Raw genomic sequence first — 16,530 nt, 5'->3', positions numbered from 1 at the left:
CACGGCGAGAGAAGGGTGGGCCTGTTGCTGAGGCGCGGGACTCTACTGGAGCGTGGCCGGCATGGAAGCAGGACCGTAGGCCGCCGCCAGGTAGAGGAACGCCGGGTTGACGCGCAGGATGCCGTCCACGTAGGCGACCGCATAAGGCGCCCCGGACGCCCGGTCCACCTGGACCGCGCTCTCCGGATGGATGCCCCAGTGCGCGAGCAGCGTGCGGGCCACTAGCTCCGCGGCTTCTCGCTCGGACAGTCCCTGCAGGCTCTCCCGCCGGTCTTCCGGCCAACGCTCGGCCGCACGGGCTTCCAACACCAGCTCGATGCCCTTGCCCGCGTCCGGCGCCTGGAACAGGTCCATGCGCGAATCGAAGCCTGGCGCGGCGAGCAACTCACCGTGCTGGCTGATGGGGAAGAGCACCAGCGCTTGCGCCGCCTGCCCGGCCTCCAGGTCCGACTGACGGGCCACCTCGCGGAACATCTCGAGGCGCGTCGCGGGGGACTCGAACTCCAGGAACTCTGGCGGATGCGACAGCGCCTGACGGGCACTCATGGTCGCGCGCACGGGCGTGCCCGCACCGCCACAAGCGGTGAGCACGGAGACGAGCGAGAGGAGCAACCCAGGGAGCCAGCGACGCATACGGGCGGGAATATACCGATCTGCTTCAGGATCAACCAGTGAAACTCGGAGGCATGCGTCCTGAGGAGCATCTCGCCTCTGTCCCGCACCTGACGCACTCACAGACACCCTGGATGCGGAGGTCCGCGTCATGGCCCTCTGGTCCTTTTGGACCCGGCCACGTGCTCGGCTCGCGGTGCGGAGCGGCTCGACGTGAAGGGTGACGCGGTGTTGGCGGGCATGGCCGTGACGGAAGGCTCGGCCCGAGGGCTGCGTGTACGTGGCTGGCACCGCATCTCGCACCTGGCTCCACGCGCTGGAGCGGACGGTGATGCGGGCGAGCGCGGACCCGAGGCGAGGCGGAGCGGTGGCTCACGGCCTTCAAGCGTGGGGTCGCGCGGTGGCGCGGGGCACCTCTCCCTGAGGATTCAGTCAGGGAAGAGAAGACCCCGGCGCCGCTGCGAGTACGACGGCGGGACTTAAGCCGCGTCCTTCTTGTACGTCTCGCCGTGGTGCTTCTCGCACAGGCCGGCCTTGAACGTCTTGATGCGGCAACCGTCCTTGGAGCAGGTGCGGTAGCGCGAGTGGGGCAGGTCGCCCTGGCGCCACTGCTTGAAGTGGAAGAAGCAGTAGCTCTTGGCGCGGTAGGGGCGCTTGCAGCCCTCCACGGTGCAAGCCTTCTTGCCACTGCCCTTGGCGGTGCGGGGCCAGTGGGTGAGCTTCTTCTGGGTCGTCGGGGTGGCCTCGGCCATTGTGGAACCTCTCCTGCGAAACGATGCGGGTACCTCGGCGCCACGAGCACGTGGACCATCCGCCGGGTACGAAAAAGGCGCACTGTCTAGCGCCCATGCCACCCGAACGCAAGGAGACGCCGGAAGACCGGTGTCCGCGCGGGTGTCAAGGCGCCGGAGCGCCGTCCTCGGAACCCGGGGCGTTCGGCTCGACTTCCGGGGCCGTGGGAGGGAGCGTCTTTGCTCGGGGAACGGGCGACAGCAGGTCGTCCAGTACGGACTGCGCCCGGGTGGGCCGCCGCCCCTGCCGTCGGGAGGCCAGGGTGGGCGCGGGGGGCTGCTCGCTCGGCATCTCCTCCAGGCGGACCTTGAGCCGCATCGGCTTGCCCAGCCGGTGGATGCGCAGCCGCACGTCATGGCCCACGCCCCGGGCGGCCACCTGCCAGCGCAGGGTGTGAGCCCGCCGCACGCGCCGCGTGTCGAGCCCGATGATGACGTCGCCGTGGAGCAGGCCCGCGCGCTCGCCCGGACCGCCCTCCACCACCTCCGTCACCACCACGCCCTGGCCCTGGCCCAGGTTGAAGGCCTCGGCGACCTCGGGCGAGTAGTCCTGCACGCTGATGCCCAGCCAGCCCCGGCGCACGCGCCCGTGGGCCCGCAGCTGCGGAATCACCGTCTTGGCGATGTCGATGGGGATGGCGAAGCCGATGCCCTGGCCCGCCACGTTGACGGCGTTGGCCACCGCCACCACGTCGCCGTGCAAGTCGAGCACGGGGCCTCCGGAGTTGCCCGGGTTGATGGAGGCGTCCATCTGCATGTAGTCGAAGTCGCCGTCGCGCCCGTTGGGCGTCACGTCCGTGCGACCCATGAAGCTGACCACGCCCACCGTCACGGAGTGGGAGAGGCCGAACGGGTTGCCGATGACGACAATCCAATCCGCCGAGCGCACGTGCGACGCGGACGCAAGCCGCAGCACGGGCAGCTTTCGCGGGGCGTCGATTTTCAGGAGCGCGCAGTCGGTGCGGGAGTCCTCGCCCACCACCTGCGCGACGTACTCCTCGACGTAGCCGCGCGGGTGCATCACCGAGATGACGACCTCCGACGCGCCCTCCACCACGTGAGCGCTGGTGAGGATGTAGCCGTCGGCGTGGATGATGAAGCCGGAGCCAATGCCCTTCTGGGGCTCCTCGCCCGACACCGACGCTTCGTCCGTCAGTTGTCGGGTGGTGATGGAGACCACCGACGGCATCGCCTTGCGAGCCACGTCACTCAGCGTGGCCCGCTGGTTGTCCAGCGAACGGTTCTGGGCTTCGAGCCACAGACGTCCGCGCCCGCGCCCGGCGGCCTGCGCTGGGGTCGCCAGCGCGCACACCAGCGCGGTGAGGATGACGACACTCTTGATGAAAGGCGCCCTGCCCATGCCCCGCCTCCGCCCCGACCGACCGTCCACCACCCACGCAACCTAGGGAGGGGAGACCTGTCGCGGAAGCGGACCTGTCGGCCAGGCTACTTCTTCTGCGCGATGATGCGGTTGACCGCTGCCCGGTCCTCCGCGCTGATGCGCTCGCGCGGGGCGGCGGGCGTCGTGCGGGAGACAGCGCCCTTCGCGTCCTCGTAGGCGTCCTCCAGCCCGTCCTTCATCCGGTCCACGGTGTCCGGCTTCACGGTGCGCTTCCAGGCCCGCTCCATGTGTTGCAAGGGCGTGCGGCCGTCCACCTCTCCCGTCGACAGGAAGATGCCGAGCCCCACCGCGCAGACCGTCCAGACGATGAACTTCAAAGCTCCCATGCTCACAGCCTCCTACGTCTTCTTACATGGGGTGGAGACGGGTGGCCAGTTTCCGACCGCGTGTATGTGATCCGCGCTGACAGGGCGACTCGCGGCACTTAATGTCCGCCGGCTTGCAGCCCGAAGAGCTCTTTCAGGCCGCCCGTGAAAGGGCGGCACAGCTGGACGTGGGGCGTGGAGACGCGGTGGTGGAACGCGTCCGAGCCGCTGCGTCCTCGTTGTTCAGCCGGATTCCCGAGCCGCCGGTGTACCGCCGCGCCGAGGACCCTTCACGCAAGGCGGCGCAGGCGTTGCTGCCGGAGATGGAGAAGGTGTTGGCGGAGGCGCTGGCGGCGGGCAGAGACCCGTCGATGGCGCCCGCGCTGGAGAAGCTGGTGGCCGCGTTGCTCGCGCATGGCGAGGCGCTCTGTCACACGGCGGGCGGGCGGTTGGAGGCGGCCGAGATTGCCTGGCGGCGCGCGCTGGAATTGGAGCGGGCCGCGCATCCCACTCGGCACCTGGTGACGGCGCCTCCGCGTCCTCCGCCGGTGTTCGACAAGTCGGGGGGAGGCTCGCGGTATGACCCTCGGCCCGCGCCGCAGGCGAGCGTGAAGCTCGTTTGTCCCAACACCGGCTGCAAGCGGGTGGGGGACTACGCCTTCCTGACGAGCCACGCGTACAACCGCTTCGTGTGCCCGGTGTGCGGCACGCCGTTCCTGGCGTACTTCGGCGAGCTGCGAGGGTTGGAGGTGGAGGTCCGCCGCAGCTCGAAGCGCTACTTCTTCACGGTGGACGAGGTGGGCACCACCAACTCCTCGCGCATCGAGTTCGAGGAAGCAGGCGGGCAGGAGTTCCCCGCCGCGCGCAGGGATTTGCTCGCGTTCCTCTACACGGAGGCGCGGGAGCTGAAGGTCGTGGTGAACCTCACCAACCAGCGGCTCATGTGGGTGAGCCCCGCGTCCTCGTGCTTCGTGGCGACGGTGGCGTTTGGCGAGGGAGCGCCGGAGTTGGTGGCCTTCCGTGCGTACCGCGATGACGTTCTGCGGAAGAGCGCGCTCGGGCGCGGGTTCATCCGGGGCTACTATCGCTGGGGTCCGGACGTGGCGCGGTGGGTGTCGCGGAGACCGGTGGCCCGAAGCGGAGTGCGCTGGGTGTTGAGTCAGGTGCATGACCGCCTGACCAGGAGTGGATTCTCGTGACGCAGGAAGGAATCGGCGCGCCGCCGCCAGCGAGGCCGCCGAGCGGCGGGACGAAGCTGTTCATGGGCCTGATTGCCGGGCTCGGATTGGCGGGCGTGGTGTACCTGGGCGTGCTGGAGGCCCGGCGCTCGCAGTTGGTTCCGGATGGCGCGGCGACCCGCTCGTTCGAGCTGCAGCGTCACGAGGGCGGCGTGCTGAAGTTGGAGGACCTCCGCGGCCAGGTGGTGATGCTGGACTTCTGGGCGACGTGGTGCCCTCCGTGTCGAGAGGAGATGCCCGCGCTGGTGAAACTGGCGAAGGAGTACGAGTCCCAGGGACTCGTCTTCCTGGCGGCCAGTCGGGATGACGGAGACATGGCGCCCCAGCTGGTGGACAACTTCATGCGGCGCCACCTGCCCGACTTGAAGCCCTACGTCGTGTACGCCGGCGACGACATGGCGCGGGCCTTCCAGGTCAGCGCGCTGCCGACGCTCTACTTCCTGGACCGCGAGGGCAAGGTGACGGACGCGCAGCGAGGCGCCCTGTCCGAGGACGCCCTGCGCCGTCGCATCGAGCGGGCGCTCAAGCAACAGTAGCAGCGACTCGCGACGGGACACGCCGCCACGTCGTGGCCGGACCGCACCCATGAGAAATGCGCCGATGCCCTCGTGGGACAAGGGCGCGTCGTCCCACTTCATTGCTCGACGACGTGCATGAGAAGGGCGCCGATGTCCTCGTTGGACATGGGCGCCTCATCCCACTTCATGGCCCGACGACGTGCATGAGAAGGGCGCCGATGTCCTCGTTGGACAAGGGCGCCCCATCCCGCTTCATGGCCCGACGATGCGCATGAGAAAGGCGCCGATGTCCTCGTTGGACATGGGCGCCTCGGTTCTCGACGGTGACCCGACTACTTCCCGGGTGTCTGTGGCGGCGGCTTGGTGTCCGTAGCAGCGGGCTTCGCCGCGGGAGCAGGTGAGCCCGGAGTCGTCGCCGGCTTGCCGTCCGTCGCCGGAGGCTTCGCCGTGGGGGCCGCTCCCGGCACGGGCGTCGTCGCGCCCGTGGGTTTACCGGCGGGAGCCGCGCCCGGAGTCGCCGGGGCCTGCTTGCCGGCGGGAGGCTGCTGTCCCGCCGGGACGACGGTCTCCCGACCCTCGGTCTCCACTTCGGAGCGCACGAGCTTGAAGTCGACGCGGCGGTTCTTCGCGCGACCCAGCGCGGTGTCGTTGGTGGCGATGGGCCTGTCGAAGCCGAAGCCCTCCGAGCTCAGGCGCTTGCGGTCGATGCTCTTGGACACGAGGTACTCGAGCACCGAGCGCGCACGCTTGTCGGACAGGCCCATGTTGAGCTGCCGCGAGCCCCGGTTGTCCGTGTGGCCTTCGATGAGCACCGGCCCCAGGGTGGGGTTCTTCCGGAGCACCGTCGCCACCTCGTCCAGCAGCGGATAGGAGCGCTTCTGGATGACGGCGGAGCCCGTTTCGAAGAGCACGTTGCCCTTGATGCGGATGCGGTCCGACTCGACGAAGACGTATGGAGGCGAGTCGAACGGGCAGCCGTTGTTCTCCGGCGGGCCGAACTGCTCAGGGCAGTCATCCTCGTTGTCGGGCACTTCGTCGCCGTCCGTGTCCGGGCAGCCGTCGTAGTCCTTGGGGCCGGGCTTGTCCGGGCACTTGTCGAACTCGTCAGTGATGCCGTCGCCGTCGGTGTCCACCTCGGGGCAACCCTTGCGCTCCTTGAGGCCCTTCACGTCGGGGCAGCTGTCCTCGCCGTCCACCACGCCGTCGCCGTCGTTGTCCGGGTCGGGGCAGCCGTCGCTGTCCTGGAAGCCGTCCTTGTCCTCGGCCTCGTTGGGGCAGCGGTCCCTCACGTCGGGCACGTTGTCGCCGTCGGAGTCCTGGAAGCGCTCGTCGTAGCGCAGCCCGAACATGACGCGCAGGGCCTCGCGCCCGTAGCCGGTGGTGAGGTTGAGGCCCCGGCCCACGTTCAGCTCCAGTCCCCAGTTGCCCCAGATTTTCGCGCGAGCGCCGACGAGCAGCTCCCACGGCGTCTTCAGCGAGTCGGACTGGTCGAAGTTGAAGGGGCGCACCAGCGGCGTGCCCAGGTGCATCTCCGCCGTGGCCTGCACGTCCGTGAAGCGCCCCATGTTGGGCAGCTCGCCGATGATGCCGGCGCCGAGCGTCAGCTCGTCGTCCACCAACAGATTCAGGTACTGCGCATGCTTGCGCAGCTTCACACCCGCGTTGCCCACCACGCGGATGGGGATGGGCAGCACGTCGAAGCGCTGCTCCACCGCGAGGCGCGGCGCGAAGACGAAGCCCCGCTCACCCGTGAAGCTGTCCGCGTCACCCGTTGGTGCGCGGACCTCCGCGATGAGCGACAGGCCCACGGGGAACTTCTCGCGGTCCAGCAGATGGATGCGCGGCACCAGTCGGATGTCGCCCAGCGTCGTGCGGCTCACCCCGGCGGCGCCCGGGAAGTCCGGCGCGTCCAGCGCATCTCTCAAGAGGTTGAAGTTGTCGCCCTGAAGGAGCGTGAAGGGCAGGTCGATGCCCAGCTCCAATCGCTCATGGAGCTGGTAGGCGAAGAGCAGGTGGGCGTCGAGCCGGTACGGCAGCAGGTCGCCCAGCTTCTCGTCACCCAGCTTCAGGGCGAGGATGCGCCAGTTGAAGTCGAACAGCAGCGCGCCGCGGAAGCTGCCGACGGGCTCGCCGTTGCTCGTACCCTCCAGCGCGATGCCGCTGTTCTGCGCGGGCGTGGGCTTGACGGGAACGGCGTCGAAGCCTCGGGAGAAAGGGTCGTGTTCCGCGTGGACCGCCGCCGAGGCCAGGAGCAGGCCCATCAGGACGAATCGGACGGCGGAGCCGCTCAGGGGCCGCCACCGTGGAGAGTGGCCGGAGCTGGTGCCTCGCATGATGGCAGCTCATACCATCCGGTCCCGAGGGGCGGAAACAAATGACCCACCCCTCGGGGCAAAATACAGCCCTGCGCTACTTCTCCATGAAGGACTGCGCGGGAATGACGGTGATGGCGTCCGGGCTCACGGGGAGCTTGTAGGGGACGATGACCTTGTCCAGCGCCAGCAGCTCCTGGGACTTGTCGGACGCGTAGGTGATGGGTGAGGGCTGTCCGGTGCGCAGGGCGTCGGCGAGCTTCTCCGCGTCCTGGGTGACGAAGGCGAAGTTGAGGCCCGTGGGGTGGAGCCGGCGGCGCAGCACCTCCTGCACGGACTGGGGCGTCATCTTCGTGAGCGCCTGGCGGTACTGCTCCAGGAAGTCAGGCGTGCCGTAGAACAGCGAGTCGATGGCGTAGCCCAGCCGGCGCGGGTCCGTCTGCTCCCAGAGGCGCGAGTAGCCCTGGAGGAAGCCACGCATCAAGTCGAAGCGCTCCTGCGGGATGGGCTCCTTGACGAGCTGGTCCATGAAGTACACCGCGCCGCGCGTGGCGAACATCGCGTTGCCGGGTTCCACCGGGCGAATCCACAGCGTGAGGTCCTGCTGGGTGCGCGCGATGTTGGTGCGGTTGTAGGTGGTGCCCGGGTCCTCGATGAAGTGCTCGGCGTAGGCATAGTCGCCGTAGTTGAGGCCGCGCTTCTCGCGCAGCTCGTTGAAGAGCAGGCCGATGGACTGACGGTGCTCGCCCAGGTGCGTGAGCGCGAAGGCCAGCGGGAAGAAGTCGGGGTCGCCTCGGCGCACCGGGTTGACGTAGCCCATGCTGACGGCGGTGGAGAGTGTCTGCTTCTGGATGATGACGGCGCGGCCCGCCGTGGTGGGCAGGGTGGGCAGCGTCACGCGAGGCGCGCCCGTGGCGGGCAGGGTGCCCAGGCGCGACAGCAGCGACTGCTTCAGCGCGTCGTCCACCGCGCCGGCGAGGCCGACGACGAGCCGGTCCTGCGTGAAGACGCGCTGGGCGTGGGCCTTCACGTCGTCCAGGGTGATGGACTTGAGGCCCTGCACGGTGCCGCCGGTGTAGTGCGCGTAGGGGTGGTCCTTGTAGATGAGCGCATCGAGCGCGACCTTGCCGAGCCCCTCGTCATTGGCGCTGCGCAGGCCGTTCTCCACGTCGCTGACGGCGTTGGCGCGCAGGCGCTCCAACTCGGAGGTGTCCAGGCGGGGCGCGAGCAGCACGTCGGTGAAGATGTCGAGGTAGCGCGGCAGGAAGTCCTTGTGGACGCGTCCGGAGAAGGTGGTGAACTCCTTGTCCGTGGAGGCCTCCAACTCGGCGGCCATGGGGAAGAGCGCCTCGAGCAACTGCGCGGAGGTGAGCTTCCGCGTGCCGCCCTCGGCCATCAGCGAGGCGGTGAGCGCGGTGAGGCCTTCCTTGCCCTTCGGGTCATCGATGGAGCCCGTGTGGAAGACGAGCCGGAAGGTGATGATGGGCGTGTCCGGGCGAGCGAGGACCACCAGCTCCAGCGGCTTGGGCTGCTTCAAGGGGACGACGGGCACTTCCTTCGGGGCCGCCGGGGTCTTCTCGGCGGTGGAAGGTGTGGCCGGAGTCTCCGTCGTGGCGGGAGGGGTCGTCTCGGGCGCGGGCTTCGGCGTGGAGGCGCAGCCGGCGAGGGACAAGAGGGCGGTGAGGGACAGCAGGGCCTTGGCGTTCATCACTTCGTCCCTCCGGCGGCATCGACCTTGGGCGTGAGGCTGAGCTGGGTGAGGTTGGTGGCCTTGAGGTAGCGCTTGGTGAAGTCGGACAGCTGCGCGGGCGTCACCTTGGCCAGATTGGCGAGCTGGCGCTGGAATCCATCCGGAGTGCCGAGGATGCCGGCGTACCAGCCGAGCTGGATGCCCACCTCGCGCGGCGTCTGGAGGGCCATCAGGGCGCCATAGCGCGCGTTGTCCTGGATGGCCTTGACGCGGGCGGCGTCGACCTTGCCGGCGGCGAGCCTGCTGACCTCCTGGAGCAGGGCCAGGCGCACGCGCTCACGGTCCTTCTCGTCCTTGAGGGTGGCAGTGAGGGTGAAGAGGTGCGGGTCGCGGTGCTCGGAGTAGTCGCTGCCAATGGCCTCGACGAGCTGCTTCTCGAGGACGAGCTGCTTGTAGGCGGGGCTGGTGGGGCCGACGAGGTATGCCACGAGCACCGTCTGCAGGGCGGAGTCAGCGGTGTTGGCGGACGCTGCGGGCGTGTGCCACGCGAGCACCTGGCGCGGCTGGGTGGGCTGCGGCCAGTCGACGTGGGCGGTGCGCGGCTGCGTCTGCGCGGGCTCGGTGGGGACGGTGATGGTGGACGTCTTGCGGTTCCACGGGCCGTAGTGCTCGCGCACGAGCTTCATCACCTGCGCGTCATCGAAGTCGCCGACGATGAAGAGCATGGCGTTGTCGGGGGTGTACCAGCGCTCGAAGAAGTCGCGGCTGTACTGGTAGGCCTCCGGCATGGCCTTGATGTCGTCGTAGAAGCCGAGCGTGGTGTGACGGTACGTGTGCTTCGTGAAGGCGGCGGCGTTGAGCGTCTCCTCCATCTTGAGGTACGGGGCCGCGGCGTTCTTGTGGTACTCGCCGAGCACCGCGAGCGCCTCGGTGCGGAAGGATGGCTCGGAGTACTCGAGGTTGCGGAAGCGGTCCGCCTCGATGTCGATGAGCTGGGGCAGGCCCGCCGTCGGTCCGTACGAGTAGTACAGGGTGATGTCGTCGGTGGTGAAGGCGTTGTCGTCGAAGCCGAACGTGCCGAGGATGCGCTCGCGCTCGCCTTCGGGGTGACGCTTCGTCCCCTTGAACATCATGTGCTCGAAGAAGTGGGCGAAGCCCGTCTTGCCGGCCTCGACCTCGTTGCGCGAGCCGACGCGCACGACGGTGACGTACGCGACGATTCCCTGGGACGGGTAGGGCACGCGCACGACGGTGAGGCCGTTGGGCAGCTTGTCCGTCTGGAGGGTGTAGGGGAAGGACTGGGTGGCGGCGCTCTTCTGCGCCAGCGCGGGGAGCGCGGTGCCCAGCACGAGCAGGAGGAGGGGAAGCAGTCGTCTCATTCGGGGTCCTCGTGGCCGCTGGGGAGCGCGAGGGCTGTCCGAGCGGGGAGGCGACCCTACGACGGTGAAGCTGGAGGGGAAGCGACTTCCAGGCTGAGTGTCCGCCTTCGTGCGAGAAGGTGAGGTGGTGGACGCTCAGGAGGATTGACGGGGCGCCGTCAGCGGTTAATGTGAGGAAGACGCGGTCGAAGCGGTGGCCGCAAGAGCAGCAGGCAGTCAGTCAACACCCCGGGGGCGACCCGGTTTCGACGGGGGCATAGAAGTTCGAGACGCGTGCCGAGCTTGTCAGGTAGCTCGTAAATCCAACCCGGCAAAGACACAAAAGCCAACGACAACGTTGAGCTCGCGCTGGCTGCCTAAAAACAGCTGTTAGTGCGCGGTCCCCCAGCTCTCGGCCCGTGGGGTTGGGATCGACCGTCATAATGCGGGCTGGCTGCCAAGGGTGCCTGGGCCCGAGGTGGCGAGACCTTTCCAGGACCGGCTTCAGGAATCCCGTCCGTGGGAGTCTTGAGGACGTAGCAAATCGCGGACTACGCACGTAGGGTCGAAGGACCGAAGGCTTTCGGACGAGGGTTCGATTCCCTCCGCCTCCACAGTTTAGCCTTGTAGTTACGGGTAGTTAGACGCTTCAACTGCCCGTGTTGCACGTATGTCGCATTCGGGAACAGAGGGGCGGTCGAGCACAGAGACCGCCTCTCTCCGAGTGTCGGGGCTCAGGTGGGCGTAGCGCATCGTCATTTCGATGGTCGCGTGCCCCATCAGCTCCTGAATCACCTTCAGCGGAACCGCCCTCATCGCAAGGTGGCTCCCGTAGGTGTGCCGCAGGTCGTGCCAGCCGATTTGCCCCTGCTCGCGGGTAATGCCCGCCGCCCGGAGCGCACGACGAAGCGGCGCCTTCATCAGCCCTGCCGTCAGTGGCTGTCCGTCCTCTTGGCAGAAGACGAAGCGGCCCCGAAGGTGCCGGTGTGCCTTGAGGGCATCCACCACGGATGCGGGCAAATCGACCGTTCGCTCGCGCCCGCTTTTCGGCAAGTCCTCCACGCCGTTCCAAATCGTCCGGTTGACGTTCAGCAGGCCCCGGGTCAGGTCCAGGTCGTTCCATTGGAGCCCCATCAGCTCCCCCTGCCGCAGCCCCGCCTTGAGGGCGACGAGGAGCACGGGCCGCCACTCCGGTTCAGCGGCTGCAACGAGCCGCTCGGCTTCCTCAAAGCTCAGGAAGTCGAAATCAGGCTTGGGCACCTTCACGAACAGCTTCACGTGTGGAGCCTTCGCGATGACCTCTTGCTCCTCCGCGACAGCTAGGAGCTTGCTGAGCGACGACAAGACGTTGTTGATGAATTTCTTGCCCAGCGTCTTGGGGGCAGCGTCCTTGCGCTTGCGAATGGCTGCCTTTGTGGGGGCTTCCTTGCGTGCACGAGTAGCTGAGGACTTCTTCTTCATTGCGGCTTTGAAGTCCTCGATTTGCGCCGGGCCGATGTCATCCAGCGCCATCTCTCCGAAGAACGGAATGATGTGGTTCTCCAGGTGCCGTTGCTGGGTGTCTGCCGTTGAAGCCTTGTTGTTGTTCTCGCTGTAGGTGAGGAATCGCGGCGCGAAATTCGCCAGCGTAGACGCGCTCCCCTCGTCTTGCTTGCTCTCCTTTCCGAAGGTCCCGTTGAGGAGTGCGCTCCGCAAGTCGCGTTCGTATGCCTCGGCACCCCGACGAGTCTGAACGGGCGAGAACTTCACGACTCGCTGTTTCCGTCCGTCCGCGTGCTGAAACACGAAGTCCACTTGCCACGCCTCCTCTGACTTCCCTTCCTTCGTCGTCCACTTCCGCAACCTGACGCTCATCGTCGACTCCCAAGCGCAGAATCGCGGCCCTTACCCGGGGTGGACTCTACCAGCGCGGCGCGGCGGATGCGGAGTGCTTTCCCGATGCGAACAACCCCCGGCACCTGCCCCAACCGAATCGACTCATAGAGCGTCTTCCGGTTCACGCGCAGGAGAGCTGCGGCCTCGTCGACCGTCAGGAACTCGGGCGGATTCTCCGCTGCGACCTGTTCGGGCGCCTTCATTTCGAGGCCCTCAATGCGGCACCGAACAGCCGCGCGTGCAGGAGTCCATAGGCGAGCGCCGCTTGTTGGGGCACGACGCCGTTTCCGAGGAGCCGCAGTCGGTCGATCCGATGGGCCAGCCCATCAGCCATTCGACAAACCGCGGGTTCAACGTCCGGGCGCTTCGCGAGGACTGCGCGCCATCCTGTGAGGTCGTCGCGTCCTGGGGGCCACGGGGGAATGTCAGAATCGCTTCCGAGAGCTGCCGGCGACGCTGACCGATGCAGCTCGCGACTTTCCAGTCCGATGCCCCCGGCGTCGGCCAGTCCTTCACGAGCGCGCTCAGGTCCGCCCCCGATTGCCGCCCGTTGCCCGGCTTCCCTCCACGTCTCCCGTGTCCGTTCGAACTCTCCCCGGTGTTCGGAGTGGGCCAGGACGAAGAGACGCTCTCGCTTGTGAGGGGCTCCGGCATCGGACGCTCGGAGACAAACCCACTCCGCATCGAACCCGAGCGAGGCAAGGTCGGCGAGCACGCGGTCGAAGCCCCTCGAACGGAGCGCCGCGACGTTCTCGACGAAGACAAAGCGGGGTCGTACCTCAGCGACGATTCGCGCGTATTCGCGCCACAAGCCCGAGCGCTCGCCTTCGAGGCCAGCACCCTTGCCAGCAACGCTGATGTCCTGACATGGGAATCCCCCACTGACGCAATCCACAACGCCACGCCATGGGACGCCGTCGAAGGTTCCAACGTCGTCCCAGACAGGCGCCGTATCCAGCTCTTCCTTTTCCATCCGGGCCACGAGGCAGGCCGCTGCGTATGCTTCCCGCTCGACGTAACAAACAGTCCGAAGGGAAGGCACGGCCAGCTTGAGACCGTGAGCGAGTCCGCCGCCGCCAGCGAAGAGTTCGAGTGCGCGGCGCGGATGAACTCCGACGGGATGAATAGCCATGCCATGCGCGCTCACCTGGGATAGACCTTCCGGGGCGCGAGTCGGCCGACGACATGCAGGCCAATGCCGATGGCATCCCAGACGTTGTGGTGCTTGTCCGACGCGCGGGGGAGCTGGACGCGAAGGTGTTCGTGCGGACGCTCGCCAAGGCGCGATTTGATGCGCTCGACCATCACGTCACCGTCGAGCGTTCCCTTCCACTCGCGCGGCAGGCAGCTCCGCTCCGAGGTGGCTCCCAGGGCGCCCGCGACGCGTCCGACGACACCGGCAAGTTCGATGAGGTCGTTCGGGTCGCCCTTGCTCTTCCCTGCCGTGTAGACCTGGGGGCACTCGCTCGCGACGGTGACGGAGACAGCCCCGCCTGCGGCCCTGAGCGGCTCCAGGAGCGACGAAACGAACGCGGCCACCCCATCGGCCATCCGAGCCCATGCCGGAAGCCCTCGGGCCTTCCGCTCGGAATTCGTGGGCATGCCCGCCGCGAGCAGTTCGCCCGAGTCCAGGTCGAAGAGTGCGACGCCGCATTCGCGAAGCCCGGGGTCGAGCGCCACGAGGAGCTGTCGCGCGGTGGAAACTGAGGTCATCCGTTGCACCATCCAGAGAGCGCGTGTGCTCTCTAAATGGGTGCGGATTCCGGGCGTGGTTCAGGCTGCGTGCTTCACGGGAGGCTCCCAAACGAGCAGCCTTCCGGAGCTGTCTCGCACGGTGGCGACGTCCTTCGACATGATGCGGGACAGCGCGGGCTCGGCTTCGATTGCCGGTGCCAGGTCAGGGGTTGTTTCCTTCATTGCTTCGCGCATCAGGAACGCCTTGCGCTCGGCCGCGTCGTGCAACCGTTGCGGGTCGTCGGCGCGTAGCTCGCTAATCAGCTCGTCATGCACCATGAGCACGAGCCGCGAGCCGTAGAGTGGGGAGCTGCGGTCGACGTACATCTCGCGACTGACACGCCACATCGCGCGCTTGCACCCGACGGCCCCGAGTCCCTGAAACGGCGTGTTGAGAATCTGGGTGTAGCCGCAGGCCCCGCGCAGGATGTTCGCGCCCGGAATCATCACGTCGGCGAACCCGCCCCCGTAGGTGCGCGACTTCGCCCGGTGCTGTAGCTCGCGCTGCTCGGGCCACGCGTTGAGCCACTTCGTGTCCAGTTCCTTTGCGACCTCAACGCACACCCGGCAGACCATCTTCGGCTTGCGCTGGACGTGAACGACGACGCGTTCGACACCGCAGACGTCTGCGCGTTTCGCCAGTAGGCAGAACGAAACCCGGTCCTTTGCGCGCGCGTTGTAGACGAGCGAGCCGCCCGTCATCCCGCCGCCCTTGCCGAAGTTGAGAATCTTCGCGAGCTGGCGGAAGGCGACCGCGACGGGGTCCTTCGCTTTCACCTTCGCGAGCAGCTCGTCGTAGTTCGCCCCGAGGAACTCGGCCGCGGCAAGGGTGTGGACGTCGAGCCCACTGTTCAGGGCGTCCGCCATCTTCGAGAAGCCCAGTTCCCAGATGGCACGCTGAGCCATGGTCCGAAGCTCAAGCCCGCCGTAGTCGACCGAGCAGTAGACGAACCCGGGCCGGGCCTCGTGGACCTCGCGAATGCCGCCCTTCTGGGGGAGCTGCTGGTAGTCGCTGGAGACGCGCGTCGTGGACACCAGCACGTTGAAGCGCGGGTTGATGGGAGCCTCTGTGCCGGCCTCGACGACGTCCAGGTAGGTCGACTTGTACTTGTCGACGCGCCCGCTCTTCCCCAGGTCTTCGAGCAGCGAGTCGCCCGAGCCGAGCAACGTGTCACGGTCCGTCGCGACCTGGCCGGCGGGGAATCGGTCGCTGGGCGCGGTGATGGGTGGTTGCCCGTCATAGGCGGCAGTTACGAGCGCCGCGAGGCGCTTCGAGTCCTTCGTGCCGTCCTCGCGGTAGATGCCAGCCGCCTGGAACTTGGCCCTGTTCTCGCTCCACTCTCGCTCGACGCGCCCACGGAGCTGGGCCACCGACGCGCCTTTCGTCCGCAGGCCCCAGATTGAGGCGAGGTGGAGCGCGAACGCGGCGCGCATCTGGTCGGCTTCGGCATGCAGGTTGCCGCCGTTGGGCGTCTCGCGAGCGATGGCTTCCTGCCGGTAGAACACGTCGAGCGTGTAGCGGGCATCACGCTTCGGGTAGTCAGTGGCTTCCTTCGGCCAGCGCTCGACAGGGACACCGTCGAGTTCCGCGTAGCGAAGGCGCCATGCCCTGGGGTTCTTCTTCTCCTCGCTGATGTCGAGCCCCAGGTGACGCTGCACGAGGAGCGCGAGCGGGTAGCGGGCTCCCTCATCGTCGTCGAGCTTCCGCCCCGTCGACGGGTCAACGCCGTACATGCCCCGAGCGATGTCGATAAGAGCTTCGCGGACCTGGACGCAATGCAGCCGGCCCGCTTCGAGCGCCGCGAAAATGGGCGCAACGAGGCTCGGGTCATCCGCCGCCATCACTCCGAGGTCGTAGGGGAGATTCGCGCCGACGATATCGGTGTCGGGGGCGGTGATGGCCTCGCGGAAGAACTCCCGGGCTTGGGCCTTGTCGAGCAGCCGTTCGCTACCGGGTTCGCGCGTCGCGATGCTGCCGCAGACGAGAGGTGGCGCAAGCAAGCCGGGCTGAATCAGCCGCGTTTCCGTGTCGAACGACCAGACACTCACGAAGGATGCCTTGTGTGAAAGGGAGAGCGGCCCGTGTCGTGGGCCAACCGCCGACGGAAAGCGCCGTCAGACGCCGCCCGATGTCAGGCGAGGGCTTCGGAGAGCGTGGGCAGCTTGCTCGCCTTGCGCGCCTGCTCGACGTGCGCGAGCTGCTCGTCGTTCAGCTCGACATGGGACCAGCGGAAGCCGGTGATGACCTTGCCCTCGTGTCCGTCCTTCACGGGGAGCTGCTTCGGGAAGACCTCGCAGCGAATCAGGACGTGCGTGCCCGCCTGCCGCTCGTCGAAGAACTTCTTCAGCGCGACCGGGTTGGCGAACTCGTGCTCTTCGGCGCCCACCAGCGTCATCAGGAAGGACTTGAAGCGACCGCCGCCGCCCTTCTTCTGGTCGCTGAGGTTCTCGACGTAGTCGACCGTCTCGCCCACACGGTTGGGGGACTCGCCACCCGGAAGGGCCTCGGACTCGCGGACCTTCAGCTCGGCGATGGCCGAGTCGCCCTTGAAGCCCTCCTTCATGCGGATGACCGCGACTTCGAACAGGTAGCGCCCGGCGCGGGGGTAGCGGCCTCCGGTGGCGGCCTGGGCGGTGGCAATCTTCGTCAGTGCGTTGTTCATGTTACGTGAGCCCTTCGGCTTGGGTTGCGTCA

At 67.6% G+C, this 16,530-nt stretch carries 15 protein-coding genes and 1 other RNA gene; 3 read left to right on the top strand and 13 right to left on the bottom strand.

Annotation, left to right across the window (positions count from 1 at the left end; all coding sequences use genetic code 11):
• Positions 1 to 42: 42 nt before the first annotated feature.
• The 4 genes from HUA78_RS36125 to HUA78_RS36110 all read right to left on the bottom strand — a co-directional run bounded on the left by HUA78_RS36125 (position 43) and on the right by HUA78_RS36110 (position 3,137).
• On the bottom strand, positions 43 to 633 hold the full coding sequence (locus tag HUA78_RS36125; RefSeq protein WP_141644252.1) for a hypothetical protein: 591 nt from the start codon (positions 631 to 633) through the stop codon (positions 43 to 45).
• Positions 634 to 1,091: 458 nt separating this feature from the next.
• Positions 1,092 to 1,364 carry a vegetative protein gene (locus HUA78_RS36120; RefSeq protein WP_141644253.1) on the bottom strand — a complete coding sequence of 91 codons (273 nt, stop codon included), beginning with the start codon at positions 1,362 to 1,364 and terminating at the stop codon, positions 1,092 to 1,094.
• Between the two features lie 145 nt (positions 1,365 to 1,509).
• Positions 1,510 to 2,763 (bottom strand): S1C family serine protease, encoded by a 1,254-nt coding sequence (locus HUA78_RS36115; protein WP_174467457.1) that lies wholly within the window; start codon positions 2,761 to 2,763, stop codon positions 1,510 to 1,512.
• Positions 2,764 to 2,849: 86 nt separating this feature from the next.
• Positions 2,850 to 3,137, bottom strand: a complete 288-nt coding sequence (locus HUA78_RS36110) for a hypothetical protein (protein WP_174458105.1) — start codon at positions 3,135 to 3,137, stop codon at positions 2,850 to 2,852.
• A gap of 95 nt (positions 3,138 to 3,232) precedes the next feature.
• Here HUA78_RS36110 and HUA78_RS36105 point away from each other — a divergent pair, with 95 nt between their 5' ends.
• Both HUA78_RS36105 and HUA78_RS36100 read left to right on the top strand, forming a co-directional pair.
• Positions 3,233 to 4,309: a CFI-box-CTERM domain-containing protein gene (locus HUA78_RS36105; RefSeq protein ID WP_174464344.1), complete on the top strand. Its 1,077-nt coding sequence runs from the start codon at positions 3,233 to 3,235 to the stop codon at positions 4,307 to 4,309.
• A gap of 62 nt (positions 4,310 to 4,371) precedes the next feature.
• Entirely contained in the window at positions 4,372 to 4,884 is a 513-nt protein-coding gene (locus tag HUA78_RS36100) for a TlpA disulfide reductase family protein (protein ID WP_174478293.1), read from the top strand.
• 314 nt (positions 4,885 to 5,198) lie between these two features.
• Here the strand turns inward: HUA78_RS36100 and HUA78_RS36095 are convergent, their stop codons facing one another.
• From HUA78_RS36095 to HUA78_RS36085, 3 genes are all read right to left on the bottom strand, one after another.
• Positions 5,199 to 7,199 carry an OmpA family protein gene (locus tag HUA78_RS36095; protein ID WP_254624088.1) on the bottom strand — a complete coding sequence of 667 codons (2,001 nt, stop codon included), beginning with the start codon at positions 7,197 to 7,199 and terminating at the stop codon, positions 5,199 to 5,201.
• 76 nt (positions 7,200 to 7,275) lie between these two features.
• Complete coding sequence (locus tag HUA78_RS36090; protein WP_174458103.1) at positions 7,276 to 8,886, bottom strand: pitrilysin family protein; 1,611 nt, start codon at positions 8,884 to 8,886, stop codon at positions 7,276 to 7,278.
• Complete coding sequence (locus HUA78_RS36085) at positions 8,886 to 10,247, bottom strand: pitrilysin family protein (protein ID WP_141644258.1); 1,362 nt, start codon at positions 10,245 to 10,247, stop codon at positions 8,886 to 8,888. Before HUA78_RS36085 ends, HUA78_RS36090 begins: the two co-directional genes overlap by 1 nt.
• A gap of 230 nt (positions 10,248 to 10,477) precedes the next feature.
• Here HUA78_RS36085 and ssrA point away from each other — a divergent pair.
• Positions 10,478 to 10,843, top strand: a transfer-messenger RNA (tmRNA) gene (gene ssrA, locus HUA78_RS36080).
• 13 nt (positions 10,844 to 10,856) lie between these two features.
• Here ssrA and HUA78_RS36075 read toward each other — a convergent pair.
• The 6 genes from HUA78_RS36075 to HUA78_RS36050 form a co-directional block, all read right to left on the bottom strand.
• A complete protein-coding gene (locus HUA78_RS36075) occupies positions 10,857 to 12,080 on the bottom strand; it encodes a tyrosine-type recombinase/integrase (protein ID WP_174478274.1) in 1,224 nt (407 codons plus the stop codon).
• On the bottom strand, positions 12,077 to 12,304 hold the full coding sequence (locus tag HUA78_RS36070; RefSeq protein ID WP_174478273.1) for a helix-turn-helix domain-containing protein: 228 nt from the start codon (positions 12,302 to 12,304) through the stop codon (positions 12,077 to 12,079). The genes HUA78_RS36075 and HUA78_RS36070 overlap by 4 nt, the downstream gene beginning before the upstream one ends.
• Complete coding sequence (locus HUA78_RS36065) at positions 12,301 to 13,233, bottom strand: DNA cytosine methyltransferase (protein ID WP_174478272.1); 933 nt, start codon at positions 13,231 to 13,233, stop codon at positions 12,301 to 12,303. The genes HUA78_RS36070 and HUA78_RS36065 overlap by 4 nt, the downstream gene beginning before the upstream one ends.
• An 11-nt stretch (positions 13,234 to 13,244) precedes the next feature.
• A complete protein-coding gene (locus HUA78_RS36060; protein WP_174478271.1) occupies positions 13,245 to 13,814 on the bottom strand; it encodes a hypothetical protein in 570 nt (189 codons plus the stop codon).
• A gap of 60 nt (positions 13,815 to 13,874) precedes the next feature.
• Positions 13,875 to 15,884 carry a DNA polymerase gene (locus tag HUA78_RS36055; RefSeq protein WP_174478270.1) on the bottom strand — a complete coding sequence of 670 codons (2,010 nt, stop codon included), beginning with the start codon at positions 15,882 to 15,884 and terminating at the stop codon, positions 13,875 to 13,877.
• Between the two features lie 83 nt (positions 15,885 to 15,967).
• On the bottom strand, positions 15,968 to 16,498 hold the full coding sequence (locus HUA78_RS36050) for a hypothetical protein (RefSeq protein ID WP_174478269.1): 531 nt from the start codon (positions 16,496 to 16,498) through the stop codon (positions 15,968 to 15,970).
• Positions 16,499 to 16,530: the final 32 nt, after the last annotated feature.

The organism is Myxococcus sp. CA033, from assembly GCF_013336625.1.
Lineage (GTDB): Bacteria > Myxococcota > Myxococcia > Myxococcales > Myxococcaceae > Myxococcus > Myxococcus llanfairpwllgwyngyllgogerychwyrndrobwllllantysiliogogogochensis.
Note: the sequence above shows the minus strand (reverse complement) of the source record. Positions and strands in the feature narration are given on the sequence as shown.